General features: G+C 31.1%; 17 protein-coding genes. All 17 read right to left on the reverse strand.

What is annotated here, in order from left to right:
* Nucleotides 1-535, reverse strand: a 535-nt coding sequence (locus Q0C22_RS08050) for a 2-oxoacid:acceptor oxidoreductase family protein (protein ID WP_291493571.1), incomplete at its 3' end; no start/stop codon positions are given.
* Nucleotides 536-546: 11 nt separating this feature from the next.
* A complete protein-coding gene (locus Q0C22_RS08055; protein ID WP_291493573.1) occupies nt 547-1,368 on the reverse strand; it encodes a thiamine pyrophosphate-dependent enzyme in 822 nt (273 codons plus the stop codon).
* Nucleotides 1,365-2,507 carry a 2-oxoacid:acceptor oxidoreductase subunit alpha gene (locus Q0C22_RS08060; RefSeq protein WP_291493575.1) on the reverse strand — a complete coding sequence of 381 codons (1,143 nt, stop codon included), beginning with the start codon at nt 2,505-2,507 and terminating at the stop codon, nt 1,365-1,367. The genes Q0C22_RS08055 and Q0C22_RS08060 overlap by 4 nt, the downstream gene beginning before the upstream one ends.
* A gap of 11 nt (nt 2,508-2,518) precedes the next feature.
* Complete coding sequence (locus Q0C22_RS08065; RefSeq protein WP_291493577.1) at nt 2,519-2,791, reverse strand: 4Fe-4S binding protein; 273 nt, start codon at nt 2,789-2,791, stop codon at nt 2,519-2,521.
* A gap of 18 nt (nt 2,792-2,809) precedes the next feature.
* On the reverse strand, nt 2,810-5,044 hold the full coding sequence (locus Q0C22_RS08070; protein WP_291493579.1) for an NADP-dependent isocitrate dehydrogenase: 2,235 nt from the start codon (nt 5,042-5,044) through the stop codon (nt 2,810-2,812).
* A gap of 203 nt (nt 5,045-5,247) precedes the next feature.
* Nucleotides 5,248-5,997 carry a hypothetical protein gene (locus Q0C22_RS08075; RefSeq protein WP_291493581.1) on the reverse strand — a complete coding sequence of 250 codons (750 nt, stop codon included), beginning with the start codon at nt 5,995-5,997 and terminating at the stop codon, nt 5,248-5,250.
* A complete protein-coding gene (locus Q0C22_RS08080; RefSeq protein WP_291493583.1) occupies nt 5,987-7,351 on the reverse strand; it encodes a MurT ligase domain-containing protein in 1,365 nt (454 codons plus the stop codon). The genes Q0C22_RS08075 and Q0C22_RS08080 overlap by 11 nt, the downstream gene beginning before the upstream one ends.
* Before the next feature lie 45 nt (nt 7,352-7,396).
* Nucleotides 7,397-7,717 carry a hypothetical protein gene (locus tag Q0C22_RS08085; protein ID WP_291493585.1) on the reverse strand — a complete coding sequence of 107 codons (321 nt, stop codon included), beginning with the start codon at nt 7,715-7,717 and terminating at the stop codon, nt 7,397-7,399.
* 80 nt (nt 7,718-7,797) lie between these two features.
* A complete protein-coding gene (locus Q0C22_RS08090) occupies nt 7,798-8,136 on the reverse strand; it encodes a P-II family nitrogen regulator (RefSeq protein WP_291493587.1) in 339 nt (112 codons plus the stop codon).
* Complete coding sequence (locus Q0C22_RS08095) at nt 8,137-8,544, reverse strand: hypothetical protein (protein ID WP_291493589.1); 408 nt, start codon at nt 8,542-8,544, stop codon at nt 8,137-8,139.
* Nucleotides 8,541-9,098 carry a hypothetical protein gene (locus Q0C22_RS08100; protein ID WP_291493591.1) on the reverse strand — a complete coding sequence of 186 codons (558 nt, stop codon included), beginning with the start codon at nt 9,096-9,098 and terminating at the stop codon, nt 8,541-8,543. Before Q0C22_RS08100 ends, Q0C22_RS08095 begins: the two co-directional genes overlap by 4 nt.
* The gene (locus Q0C22_RS08105) at nt 9,091-9,939 is read right to left on the reverse strand and encodes a 4-hydroxybenzoate octaprenyltransferase (RefSeq protein ID WP_291493593.1); all 849 of its coding nucleotides are present in this window, start codon (nt 9,937-9,939) and stop codon (nt 9,091-9,093) included. Before Q0C22_RS08105 ends, Q0C22_RS08100 begins: the two co-directional genes overlap by 8 nt.
* Nucleotides 9,932-10,465: a CDP-diacylglycerol--glycerol-3-phosphate 3-phosphatidyltransferase gene (gene pgsA / locus Q0C22_RS08110; protein WP_291493595.1), complete on the reverse strand. Its 534-nt coding sequence runs from the start codon at nt 10,463-10,465 to the stop codon at nt 9,932-9,934. Before pgsA ends, Q0C22_RS08105 begins: the two co-directional genes overlap by 8 nt.
* Complete coding sequence (locus Q0C22_RS08115) at nt 10,459-11,094, reverse strand: lytic transglycosylase domain-containing protein (RefSeq protein WP_291493597.1); 636 nt, start codon at nt 11,092-11,094, stop codon at nt 10,459-10,461. The genes pgsA and Q0C22_RS08115 overlap by 7 nt, the downstream gene beginning before the upstream one ends.
* Nucleotides 11,091-12,785, reverse strand: a complete 1,695-nt coding sequence (locus tag Q0C22_RS08120) for a tetratricopeptide repeat protein (RefSeq protein ID WP_291493599.1) — start codon at nt 12,783-12,785, stop codon at nt 11,091-11,093. The genes Q0C22_RS08115 and Q0C22_RS08120 overlap by 4 nt, the downstream gene beginning before the upstream one ends.
* Nucleotides 12,766-13,833 carry a flavodoxin-dependent (E)-4-hydroxy-3-methylbut-2-enyl-diphosphate synthase gene (gene ispG, locus Q0C22_RS08125; protein ID WP_367172134.1) on the reverse strand — a complete coding sequence of 356 codons (1,068 nt, stop codon included), beginning with the start codon at nt 13,831-13,833 and terminating at the stop codon, nt 12,766-12,768. The genes Q0C22_RS08120 and ispG overlap by 20 nt, the downstream gene beginning before the upstream one ends.
* 5 nt (nt 13,834-13,838) lie before the next feature.
* Entirely contained in the window at nt 13,839-14,921 is a 1,083-nt protein-coding gene (rseP, locus tag Q0C22_RS08130) for an RIP metalloprotease RseP (RefSeq protein ID WP_291493603.1), read from the reverse strand.
* Between the last annotated feature and the right edge of the window lie 29 nt (nt 14,922-14,950).

Genomic DNA, 14,950 nt, shown 5'->3' on the forward strand with positions numbered 1-14,950 from the left:
CTATTTCAATACCTGTCTCATATGCTTTCATGTTCAGATCTAAAAATGCAGGAGGTACTCTATCTGCTATAGCTTTTTTTACATTTTCTTTATCAAGAATGCCAGTTAATTCCACCGTCATACCTACAGCTAATATATTTGCTGTAACTACATTCCCTATATCGTATTTAGCAGTTTTTACAATCGGGTAACCATAAACATCCCATTTTTTATGGTCTTCTTCCGGTATGTTAACAAGTCCGCTATCTACCAATACTATAGCACCTTCTTTTAAATCTTTTTTATACATATCGTATGTTCTCTGATCAAGTGCCAGCAAAAAATCTATATGTGTTGCTTCTGCAAATTGAATTGGCTCGTCTGAAATTATAACATCAGCTTTTGTTGGACCGCCTCGAACTTGAGATGTATATGTAGGAACCTGCGTAGCATATTTATTTTCATAATAAACTGCTGCTTCTGCAATTATTGTGCCAGCAAGCATATTACCCTGTCCACCAATACCTACAAACCTTAACTCATAATGCAATCCCATATCAATCTCCTTTAAGCCTTTGCTTGAGCTTTTTCGATAAGCTCTTTGTAGCTTTGAGTGTATTCTTTCTTTGTAGAATCGTCTACAAAAATACCTGTTATATACTTACCTTCAAGCTCTTCTTTTGAAAGTTTAGCAGCTTTTGCTTGGCTTATCGTAACGCTTTTTATATAATCAACAAGCTTCACTGGATCTCCAAACTTGTTTCTCCTGCCCCATTGTATATGGCAGTTTGATAATGCATCAATAACACTTGTTCCTTTGTGCTCAAGCGCTTTTTTTATATAATTTTTAAGCATCACAGGCTCTGCGACCGAACCTCTTGCTACAAATGTTGCACCTGCGCCTTTGGCAAGTTCTACAATGTCAAATGTAGGATCAATATTTCCTCTTGGCATAGTCGAAGCTTTCGTACCAGTTGGTGTTAATGGTGAATACTGTCCCCCAGTCATACCGTAAATCCAGTTATCTACTACTATCAGTGTAATATCTATATTTCTCCTACAAGCATGTATAAAATGATTGCCACCGATAGCTGTCATATCACCATCACCTGAAAACACTATAACATGCATATCTGGATGGCACATTTTGATAGCCGTTGCAGCAGGCACTGCTCTACCGTGTAGTGTATGAAATGTATGAAAATTTACATATCCAGGACCCCTCGCAGAACATCCAATACCAGATACCATTGCAATGTCATTATTATCCCATCCAAGCTCATCAATTGCAGTAAGCAAAGCTTTTAAAACTGTACCATTGCCACAGCCAGGACACCAGTATAATGGTAATTTATCCATTCTTAGATATTTTGAATAATCAACACTCATTTAGATACCTCCTCAATTTTTTCGAGTATCTGCTGAGGCCTAATAGGAACTCCAGCGGCTTGTAAAACAGTAAATATTTCAGAGTTTCCTTTTGAAGCTCTTTGAACTTCGTATAGCATCTGACCTAAATTTATTTCACTTACAATAATCTTTTTAAATTTTTTACTTAGATCAAACACTTGAGCTTCAGGGAAAGGCCATACAGTAATTGGTCTAAACATACCTACTTTAATACCCTTAGATCTTGCCTCATCTATTGCAACCCTAGCTGCAGTAGCGTTTGTACCATATGCTATTACAAGGACATCAGCGTCATCTACTCTATAATATTCAAAACTTTCAATATCTTTTATATTGTTCATTATTTTGTTTATCATTCTTTCTTCATCTTCTTCAACTTTTTTAGAATCAACAGTTGGAAAACCAGTTTTATCTTTGTTTAAACCTGTCATGTGAAATTTGTACTTTCTCCAGTTGTCTTTATTTGGAAGAGGTGGAATCATACCAAAGCGTTCAACATCATAAGGATAATATTCTTCTGGTGGAACACTTGGCTGCGTCCTTTCTATAATCTCAAAATTTGATATATCTGGTATCTCAACCCTGCCGTGCAAATGTGCAAGTACAGCATCTGTTAACAATATTACAGGTGTTCTGTATTTTTCTGCTAAATTGAATGCCCTAATTGTTTCCGTATATGTCTCTATCAAAGTTGATGGAGCAATAGCAATTATCATATGATCGCCATGTGTTCCCCAACGAGCCTGCATGTAATCAGCTTGAGAAACACGTGTTGGTAAACCCGTAGATGGACCACCTCTCATAACATCTACAATAACAATAGGTAATTCCATCATACAGGCAAGGCCTATACCTTCTTGTTTTAGAGATAAGCCTGGACCACTGGTTGCGGTCATAGATTTATAACCAGCATAACTTGCGCCAATTGCAGCAATTACACTTGCAATTTCATCTTCAAATTGCATAAATACGCCACCGACTTCAGGCATCCTTTTAGATAAATGTTCTGGTATCTCACTTGAAGGTGTTATAGGATATCCTGCATAAAATCTACAGCCAGCAGCTATAGCTGCTTCTGCTACCAATTCATTACCGTTTGCTATTTCTACGTTAGACATTTTTCCTCCCTTTATTTGGACTTTGTAACAATATTACCCTTACTATCTTTAAATGTTATCTCAAGACCAATATCTACCACTTCAATTGCAAAATGAGGACAGGCGTTTTCGCAAAATTTACACCTGATACAATCCTCGGGTCTTACTACCTTACACATTGAACCAGTCCAAACATGTAAATCTTCTACAAGCTCAAGTACATTTTTTGGGCATACTTTAATGCATATGCCACAAGCAGTGCATAAAGCTTCGTTTACAACAACAGGTAATCGTTCTTCTGCCATTTTTTTTCTCCTTTAAAATTAAATTGAATCTATTATAGAATTTAATGTTTTGCTTGGCCTCATTGCCAAAGACAGCTTATCTTCATCTGGAAAATAGTAACCATTTATATTAGCAGGTTTGCCAGCTGCCGCTTTTAATTCTTCTATAATTTTTGACTCGTTATCGCCCAATTCTTTGGCTGGCTTTGAAAATTTAGTTTGCAATTCTTTATCTTCTGTTTGTTGAGCCAAACTTTCAGCCCAATATTTAACAAAATAATAATGCTGCCCTCTGTTATCTAACTCACCTGGCTTTCTTCCTGGCCATTGTTTATTTGCTAAAAGTTTAGTTAAAGCAGTCTCAGATGTATCAGCCAAAATTTTTGATTTTTTATCACCATATTTTTCCTCAAAAAATCTCAAAGCTGTTGTAATGGCAGTAAATTCTGCTGTTGAATCCCATCTCAAATGACCCTGTTCGATAAATTGCTCAACATGTTTGGGAGCAGAACCGCCAGCACCTGCTTCAGATACCCTTCCGCCAGCTAGCAATGGTATAATGGAAAGAACTTTTGCGCTTGTACCAACTTCTAAAATTGGGAAAAGGTCAGTCAAATAATCTCTCAACACGTTACCTGTAACAGCTATAACATCTTCACCTTTTCGAACTTTAGCTACTGTAAACTTCATTGCTTCCTGTGGCTTTAGTATGCGTATATCCAAACCAGTTGTATCGTATGCTTTTAGATATTCATTAACTTTTTTAATTAATTGTGCATCATGAGCTCTATTTTCATCAAGCCAGAATACAGTAGAATTTTTGGTCTGTTTTGCCCTTTCTACTGCTATTTGCACCCAGTTTTTAACAGCAGCATCTTTTACCTGGCAACCTCTCCAGATATCACCTTTTTTAACGCTGTGCTCAAATAAAACATTATTGTTTTCATCTATGACTTTAAAAGTTCCATTTGCAGGAGCCATAAAGGTCTTATCATGTGAACCATATTCTTCAGCTTTCATAGCCATAAGTCCAATGTTTGTAACTGATCCCATTGTTGTTCTATCAAACTGGCCGTTTATTTTGCAGTCTTCAATTATTTCTTTATACATTGTGGCGTAACATCTATCTGGTATAACCACTTTAACATCATTTTGTTTTCCATCTGGACCCCACGCTTTACCACCATCCCTTACTATTGTAGGAATCGAAGCATCAATTATAACAAGATTTGGCATATGGAGGTTGGTAACACCTTTGTCTGAATCAACCATAAATAATGGTGGATTTTTTTCATAAACAGATTGAATGTCAGCTTCAATTTCTTTTTGTTTGTTTTCTGGTATTTTTTTTATTTTTAAGTAAATATCTGCAACACCATTGTTTGGATTTACACCAATTTCCTTGAATGTTTGTTCGTGTTTTACAAAAACATCTTTATAATATTCTTTTACAGCAAAACCAAACATTACAGGATCAGATACTTTCATCATAGTGGCTTTAAGATGCAATGACCAAAGTATTCCTTCTTGTTTGGCTTTAGCTATTTCTTCACCATAAAATTTTTGCAAAGCTTCTACATCCATAAATGTTCCGTCAAAAACTTCCTTTTCCTGTAATGCCACCTCTTTTAGAGTCTCAGACTTACCAGTTTCATCAACAAATTCAATTTTTACTTTCATTGGTTTATCTGTTGTAATTGATTTTTCATGTTCGTAGAAGTCACCACCATTCATATGTGCTACGTGCGTTTTGGAATCTTTACTCCACTGCTTTAATGGTAAACCCATAGAATCTGGATACTTTTTAGCGCTTTCTTTTACAGCTTTGGATATAGCTCTAATATTATTGCCTTCCCTTAGTACAGGATTTACTGCACTTCCTAATACTTTTGAATAAGTTTCTTTTATCTTCTTTTCTTCTTCTGTTTTTGGCTCTTCTGGGTAATTTGGCACATTGTAACCTTTATCTTGTAATTCTTTAATTGCGGCAACCAATTGTGGAACAGAAGCGCTAATGTTAGGTAATTTTATAACATTAGTATCTGGCAATTTAACCAACTCTGCAAGCTCACCCAAATCATCTGGAACTCTTTGATCTTCTTTTAAGTATTCAGGAAAATTGGCAAGTATTCTACCTGCTACCGAGATATCTTTGATCTCCACATTAATACCTGCAGCTTTTAAAAACCTTTCAACTGCGGGTAACAATGAAAACGTTGCCAAGTAAGGCGCTTCATCAACCTTTGTCCAATAGATCTTAAATTTGTCAGACATAGACCCTCCTAAATTGAATTTATATTCTATTTTTTATAATACTTGCTTTACTTTTGCTCACCCCCTTAAAATTTTAACGCATTTTATATGAAATATTCTACAATGTCAAGTTTACAGTAGTGGCTTTTTCTTTAGTAATAAAAACTTCTTTACTAACAAAAAGATGTATTAAAAATTTTCTATAGTTTTATAAATTCTAACGATTAAATTTTAAATCTATTCAATAGTGTATTAAAAGCTTTAAGCTCTAAAGAATCATCCAATTCTTGTAAATTTACACTTAAACCATATTTATTCTCGAGTGCTTTTAAAATTATATAATCGGTCAAATGAGGGTTTTTTGGCAATAATGGTCCATGTTGATAACAAGCAATGATATTTTTAAAAAGAGCGCCTTCCGTTTTATCAAAACCATTATTACCAAAACCAAGCTTAACATAACCAAATGGTTCAATATTTTTTCCTAAAAAAGTTTGTCCACTATGATTTTCAAATCCAATAATTTTTTTTATTTTTAGTTTTATTTTAGTATTAATTTCAATTACAGTATTACCTATCATGCGTTTTGGTGAACTTTGTGTATAAACATCCAAAATACCAATACCTGTAATTTTCTTATTATTTGAATCAATATAATACTTACCCATCAATTGATATGAACCACAAATAAGCAAAACAACCTTACTTTTCTCAACTTCATTATTCAAAAAATCTATTTTTTGCTGGCTAAAATTATTTGAAACAATTTCTTGAGCTATATCTTGCCCGCCCCCCCAAAAATATATATCAGATGAATAAATGCTATCATAAATGTCACTATAGTGTATAAAAGCTTCAACACCTCTCCATTCGCAACGCTTTTTTAAAGCCAAAATGTTACCACTATCCCCATATGTGCTCATTGTGTTTGGAAAGAGAAAGGTGATATCCAAAGAAAGCTTTTCATTGTTCATAAAAACTTTTATAACCTTTCTTACTTAAATGATTTTTTAATTCAATTAATGCTGTGTATGTTAAAAATATATGGAAAGTACTATTATTTGATTGTTCAATTTTGTCAAAAAGCTCTTTGAAAGTATCAAAAAAAATAAATTTTTTTACGCCAATATCTGCATATTTTATTCTCAATGCCATATCAAACATGCGGGTACCGCCAATCATTAATTCGTTTATTTTGTTATTTAATAGATCAAAATTCACATCCCAGATCCAAGAAACATCTTTACCATCAGCTATGTTATCATTGAGGATGAATATAAAATTTTTTTTATTATCATCAATGCTTGATTCTAAAGCTTGTGTAAAACCAACAGGATTTTTCACCAAAATTAAAAAAATCTCTTTGTTCTTATAATTAATGAGTTCATATCTTCCAAATGTAGATTTAAAATCCGAAATATTTGCACATAATTCACCTATATTATAACCTAGTTCTATACACGTCAAAAATGATGCTGCAATGTTATAAATATTGTATTTTCCCTGCAATGGCATTGTTGTGAAATATTTTTTTTCACGATAATTTACTTCTATCTTTGTTGAGTCTTGAAAAATTTTTGCAGACAAATCTGGTTCAGGCCTTTTAAAGTCGCAATTTGTACAAAAATAATCCCCAATGTGAGAAAAATAGCGTTTTTTATAATCCAATCTGCCTCCACAAATTGGACAAAACAAAACATCTTTAAGATTGTCCTGTGTGATTTTATAATCGATTAAACCAAAATAAGAAACTTTTAGATCTTTTTTATAAAATAAAGAAGCAACAGAAGGATCATCGGCATTAGCAATGTAATGCACATGAGGATTATTATAGATTAAAGTACTCCACCTCTTTCTAATTGTCTCTATTTCACCATATCGATCCAATTGATCTCTAAATAAATTTAGCATAACAATATAATTTGCTTTTATATCTTGAGTTATCTTTTCTAAGGCAAATTCATCGCATTCAAAAACAAAGTAATCAAATTTTTGAACAAATTTTTTGTTTAAAGATAGGTGTGGAACTATCGAACTAATAACCCCACGCTTTAAGTTAGAACCGGAATGATTATTTATAACCTTTTTATTTTCTTTTGTTAATAAATGAACTATCAAACCTGATGTTGTTGTTTTACCGTTTGTCCCAGTAACTAAAACACAATTTTCCAATTGAGGACTAATTGTTTTTAAAAAATCAGGATTTAGCTTTTCGACAAAATATCCTGGTAACGCAGTAGCACCCTTTTTTAATAATCCAGCTAATTTAGTTATCGCCTTTGCGCTTATAAGGGACAATACATAACTTGCGTCGTTATCTAATAGCATTAAATATTAAAAATGGGTGAGTAGTAAACTCACCCGTAAAACCAACTAACAACCTTCTACTTTTGGTTTTGCAGCTTTTGATGCAGATGACTTACTTGTTGTTGGCGCAGCTTCTTTTTTCATTTCTTTGCTGCTTGATTTTGTAGCGTTAGTAGAAGTTGTTGCATTTGTAGCGTTAGTAGAAGTTGTTGCATTTGTAGCGTTAGTAGCATTAGATGGAGCTGTTGCATTTGTCGCGTTAGTTACATTTGTTGTGTTTGTTGTGTTTGTTGCATTCGTAGCTTGCTTTTTCTGGCAGGACGCCAAAGTTAAACTGCTTGCTAGGAATGCTGCCATCAACGCAATCTTAATACCTTTTGAATTCATGTTCCAAATACCTCCTAAAAAATATTTTACATAATATTGTAGCTCTTAATATTTTAATGTCAAGTATATTTTGCCTAAATTCATACAGCATCTTCGCCTTTTTCGCCTGTTCTTATCCTTATAGCTTCTTCAATAGGTATTACAAAAATTTTTCCATCACCAACTTTTCCAGTTTTTGCATTTTCTATTATTTTCTCAATAACTGAATCAACCTGATTGTCACCTACAACAACTTCTATTTTTATTTTTGGTAAAAAATCAACAATATACTCTGCACCTCTGTAAATTTCTGTATGACCTTTCTGTCTACCATAGCCTTTAACTTCACTTATTGTAATACCCTTTATCCCGATTTCATTCAGACCTTCTTTTACGCTATCTAGTTTAAAAGGCTTTATTATAGCTTCAATTTTTTTCATTCAACCTCCCTGGTATAGTTTAACGATTAATTCCACTTCGCCTTTTGGAATATTTAATTGGTTTGATATTTCTTCAATTGATATCTGCTTATTGAACATTTGCATAATTTTTTCTTTGGTATCATTTTCAAATGTTTTTATTTTAACACTTTTTATTAATTCTGTAAGAACAGTATTTTTTTGACGTACATCATCCAATACTTTTACAAGACTTTCTTGCTGAGATTCAATTTTTTTATTAGCAAGCTCAATCATATTTTTTTGCTGATTTAATAAATCCTTAATGGACACAATTAATGATGAATAAGATCTGTTAAGTTTGGAATCAATATATTTTTGCCATACCAAATATCCTATTATAACAATATCAAATAATATCTGAAAAATAATAAAAGTATTTTCTTTCATAGTTCTAGTTGCTTTGATTTTAACCTTTCTCTGTCTAATAGTAACCCATAATATATAATTAATTCTTGACTGTTTTTATTTATATCGATAAATTTAGCTTTTGCACAAGAATTTCCATTTTTTTGAAAAATATCTTCAACTTTAGCTGTCGCTTTTATTTCATTATGAGAAGAAATAGGTAGAAAAAAAGAAATAGATAAAAAATCACCTATTTGCAAAGAACTATTATTTATAAAATTAATTTCACTTGCACTGACAGAACAGGTATAGGATTTATTATAATTTAAAAATTTTTCTTTTTCTTTGCCATCGCGTAAAAGCGTAATTAAATAATTTAATTTTGCATCTATTTCTTTCATCATAACAACAAAAGCTTTATTCAGGTTATCATATGAAGAATCAATATTATTTTGTGCCATTAAAAAATTAAAGCTATCATCGTGACTTTCTATTCTATTAATTTCTTCTTTTTCTTTTTGCAATTGTTCTTGAGTAATTTTCGTATAGTATATAACAAATTTTGATTCTATTAAACGATAACCTTCTTCAGACATTTACAAACCTACCTAATAAAAATACAACAATCAGCACTATGCTAATATAACTATTTATATTAAAAAAAGCAATATTAATTTTCTTTAAATCTTTGGGATCAACTAAAAGATGTTCAAAAATCAATAAACCCAAAACCAAAAAAGCCCCGATATAAGCAAAGTAATTTAGCTTATATAAATATATTGTAATTAATAAAAAAACAAAAGCTACCAAATGAAATATAGCTGCAATTATTCTTGCAAAATTTGGGCCAAACTTTACTGGAATTGAATAAACACCATTTTTTAAGTCAAACTCTAAATCCTGTAAAGCATACAGGATATCAAAACCACCAATCCAAAAAGCTACAAATAATGCCAGATAAAAAATATTCATATCCAAATACCCTGCAGCACCAACAAATCCACCCAAAGGAGCAATAGCATCTGTTATACCTAAATAGATGTGACACAACCATGTAAACCTTTTTGTGTAAGAATAAGTAACTAAAAAAAATAAAGCAACAAATGATAACTTAAAAGCTAAAGGATTAAGCAAATAAGCAGATACCTCAAATATACAAAGAAAAATAATGGCAAATAACCATGCTTCTTTTAGTTTAACTATACCCCGAGGCAATTCTCTATTTTTTGTCCTGGGATTCAAACTATCAATCCTATAGTCAATAATTCGATTTAATGTCATTGCAACACTTCTTGCGCTAATCATAGCTATAGTTATTAAAATAGTTATTTTTAAATTGAAGTGATTTGATAATAGCATACCAATATAAGCAAAGGGTAAAGCAAAAATACTATGTTCAAATTTTATCATTGATAAAATTTGTTTTAATTTACTCATTAATTGCTTTCCAATACCTAATGTAGTATTCAATACCTGAAGTTAAAGTTGTGATTACTGTAATATAAAGAAAAATCATACCTATATCGAAAAAAGTTTTATTTTGATAACCTACAATTAAAAAACCTAAAGCAACAAATTGACTAAAAGTTTTAATCTTACCTTGAATAAGGGCTGGCAAAATAAAATTTTTTGCTGCAAGTTGCGCTCTTAAGCCTGTAACAGCAAATTCTCTAAAAATTATTATTAAAACAAGCCAATATGGTACATTTATTATCTTAATCATAGCAACAAACAAACTTATAACAAAAATTTTATCTGCAAGCGGATCTAGCAATTTACCTATATTACTCACAAGTTTCTTTTTCCTTGCCAGATAACCATCAAGATAGTCACTTAAGGCGCCTATCAAAAAAAGTACCAAAGCCGTGTAATTGTGATGAGACTCAAGCAAAAGTATTACAGGAACGGTTATAATAATTCGTGTTATTGATAAAACATTTGGAATACTTTTATGAATTACCATGATACATTTGGTATATTTGTGTATATTCCATTTCTCTCAACTATCTTCATTGGTTTTTTATTAGACTTTGTGCTTTTTGGATTATTGTAAGCCAAAATTGAAGTTGAACCATCAAAATAAGCCATTACTGTTTTAACATAGTTGATTGTTTCCGCAAAAGGAGGTACACCGTTATATTTATCTACGTTATTTGGACCGCAGTTATAAGCTGCAGCTGCCAAAGTGTAATTACCGGAATATTTGTCCAGTAAAAATTTTAAATATTTTACACCACCATAAATATTCTGCTCTAAATTATAAGGATTGATATTTAATAAAGATGCTGTGGACGGAATTATTTGCATAACGCCAATAGCCCCTTTGTTTGAAATAGCTGAGTGATTCAAACCAGATTCTGCCATAGCAATTGCCAAAACAAACCTTTCGTTTACACCATACTTCTGAGCAGCTTTTTCTAAAAGATCTTTAATAAAAGATCTTTTGTAATTAGGGTTATTAATAACATTACTAAAAAAAGTTGGCCTATTCTTGTATACAATTTGACCATTTTCTATTGTAGCATATATATTTGAAGCAAAACATATATTATAATAACCCAAAAATAAAGACAAAGCAATCAAATATTTCATTTTAATTTTTGAATCAATTTTTTAGCTTCTCGATTTTGCGGATCAGTTTTTAGCACATCAAGAGCTATTTTTTTTGCTTTTAAATTATAACCCAAAGCTTGATAAATTCTTGCAAGATGCAAGGCTATTGTATTTTCTGGTTTTTTTAATAATTTATTAGCTTTTTCCAAATAATACAAAGCTTGCTTTAATTTGCCTTCTTTAAAATATCCCCAACCTAAACTGTCTAAATAGTATGGATTATTTGGCTGAAGTTTTAAAGCTTTTTTAACCATTTCTATGCCAGCCTTCAAATCAATATTTTCATCAATATAAAGGTACCCCAAATAATTTAGCACTTCCGGATCATTTGGATTGATTCTTAGAGCTTCATTTAAAAAATGAATTGCTTTTTGTTTATCATGTTTTTTGTCATAATATACATCAGCTAAATAAAAATATATTTTTTCTTTATCTTTTATTACTTTAGTTGAATTTTTGAGTGCATCAATCAATCCATCCCAATCTTTTTGCTGATTCAATATATAAAAATACGTTTTGTATAGTTCTTCATTTGGGTTTAGTTCAATAGCCTTTTGAATTGTCTCTATAGCTTTTTGAGGTTCTTTTAGCTCAAGGTAACAAAGAGCTTTTTTAGCTTGAGCATCAGTATACAAATCGCTGGCAAAATCAACATCAGATAGTTCAAGCAACGCTTGTTTATAATTTTTTAAACTAAAATAAGCTACACCTAAAAAATACTTCAAAGTTGGCGAATGTTCTATATCTGGATTATTACTTAAAAGATCCACAGTTTCTTTATAATTTTTGTTTTGCAAAAGTAAATAAGAAAGTCTTTCAAGATTTATCTGAGATCTATCTAAATTATAAGCTTTTCTATAGTATTCTATTGCCTTTTTTAAATCCTTGTCTATTGAATAATAAATACTTGCTAAAGTAGTATAAACATAAACCTCTTCTTCTTTATTCTTGTTAGGCAATTTTAGAAAATCCTCATAATATTTTAATGCTTTAGTATAATTATTGTGCTGAGCATATAAATCGCCTAAAGCAATGTATGCTTTTGGATATTTATAGCTCGCTGACATTTGAAGATAATTTAATGCATTGTTATCAAGATCAAATTTATAATAAACCTGAGAAATATAAAAATACACTTCACCTTTATCGCTAAATTGCCTAGCTTGCATTAAATAATTTATTGCATTGTTTATATCACCAAGCTGAGCATATAATATAGCAATATTTTTGTATACGTCAAAAGTTTTTATGCCAGATTTAACTAAAACATCAATGGCTTTTTGATATTGTTTTTGAATAACATAAACATCAGAAAGCAATAGATACAGTTGATTGTCTTTTGGATAATTTTCTATTGCTTTTTGCAAAACTTCCTGAGCTTTATTAAAATCTCTAAATCTTATTAGCATATTTACAAATTCAATAAAAAAATGTTTTTTTGGATTATTTTTTAAAAATAATTCGTACTGTTTTATACCCTCTTTTATATTATTATTATAAAAGTATGTATATGCCATTAAGTAATGATAATCACTGCTATTTGAATATTGTTTCAAATCTAGTTCTTTAATATTATACGATGTACTAGCAGAAGGCATACTAGCACAAGATGAAAGCATTAAAATAATTGCACTACAGTAACAGAATGTTTTAATATTCTTTTTTAACATACTCTTCAACCTGTTCAACAAAACTATCAAGCAAATCACTTTCTCTAACTTTTTTAACAATTTTACCATTCTGGATAATTAGACCAAAATGCCTCCCACCAGCTATTGCTAAATCTGCTTCTTTAGCCTCGCCCAATGCGTTTACAACACATCCCATAATTGCCACCTTTATTGGTTTTTTTATATGTGCCAATCTTTCTTTCACCTGTTTTGTTAATTCAATTAAATCTATTTCTATTCTACCACAAGTTGGACAAGAAATAAACTCTATTGATTGTTTTTTTCTTAAACCTAAAGCATTTAAAATCTCAAAAGCAACATCAATTTCTTTTTCTGGACTATCCGTTAAAGATATTCTTATTGTATCACCAATACCTTCTCTTAATAAAACGCTAACAGCACAAGTTGATTTTATTATACCTTCAAAATCACCTCCCGCTTCTGTCAGGCCTATATGTAAAGGATAATCAACCATAGAAGATATTTTTTCATAAGCTAAAATAGTATCTTCTACGTTAGAAGATTTTATTGATATTTTAAAGTTAGTAAACCCCATATCTTCAAACCTTGCAATCCAGTTATAAGCACTTTCTACTAAAGCATCTGCGCACACATGATTATATTTTGTTAGCAAATTCTTTTCCAGAGACCCGCTGTTAACACCTATGCGCAATGGTATGTTGTGACTTTTTGCAGCTTCAACAATTGATTTTACTTTATCAAAGCTACCAATATTGCCGGGGTTTATTCTAACGCAATCTGCATTGTTTTCAATAGAACTTATTGCAAGCTTATAATCAAAGTGAATATCTGCTATTATAGGTATGGGTGCTTTTTGCTTTATTACAGAAATTGCCTTAGAAGCTTGTTCATCTACTACTGCACATCTTACTATTTCACAACCTTTTGCATATAATGAATTTATTTGAGCAAGTGTAGCATTAACATCTCTTGTATCGGTATTTGTCATAGATTGTACACTTATTGGCTCAAAACCGCCTATTGCCACATTGCCAACAAATATTTTTTTTGTTTTTTTTCTTTGAATAAAACTCATTTTTTAATTATACTATGAGTTGCTGTACTTTTAGGTATAAAAAATCGTTTTATATCATTGTAAAATGCAAAAACCATCAATGCTATCAAAAGCGCTATACCAACCTTTTGAGCAGCTATCTGGAATTTTTCACTAACAGGTTTTTTTCTTATCGCTTCAATTGTAAAAAACATCAAATGACCACCATCCAATACGGGTATAGGAAACAAATTTAATAATCCAAGATTTATACTTATAATACTTGCAAATATCAAAAATGCACCAAACCCGGCCTGAGCAGCTTTGCTTGCAATATCAACTATCATTATAGGCCCCCCAACCTCAGAAGATGGTATAAAACCGCCAATAAGTCTAATAATACCTTCGATAGTCAATTTTGTAATGTAAATTGTTTTTTCAATACCTAAATATAAAGATTTCCAGATGGGATACCTAACAAGTATTGTTTCACCGGAAGGTAAAATTCCTATAACATTAATTTTTTCTTTGTATCCCAAAGGATTTTTTACAATTTTTGTCTTTGGTTTAATATTGACTCTGACTATTTTACCATCCCTTTGAATAACAATATCTAAATTATTGTGAGTTTTAATTATTTTAGACATATCTTCCCATGTATTCACTTTTATATTGTTAATTTCCAATATTTTATCTTTTGGTTGCAAATGCGCATAGTAAGCTGGAGAATCCTTTAAAACTTTTCCAATTTGTGGCGATAGAGTCTGTATGCCAACAAAATATGCAATAGCAAAAAACAAGACAGCAGATAGAATATTAAAAAAAGGGCCGGCAAACACAATAAGCATTCTTTTATAAACACTTTGGGCATAAAACGCACCTTCTTTGTCGTTTTCATCAATACTATTTGGGTCTTCTCCTTTCATTTTAACATACCCGCCAAGTGGTACAGCTGATATTACAAACTCTGTTATTTTGGTTTGTTTTTTTAGTAAGACTGGCCCAAAACCTATAGAAAATCTTTCTACCTTTACTCCACTTAATACTGCAACAATAAAATGTCCAAATTCATGTATTATTATCATAACTACTAATGCTAATATGCCATATATTATATACATTAAAACCTCCTTAAACTCTCAATAAGTTT

It is taken from the genome of Desulfurella sp. (assembly GCF_023256235.1).
GTDB lineage: Bacteria > Campylobacterota_A > Desulfurellia > Desulfurellales > Desulfurellaceae > Desulfurella.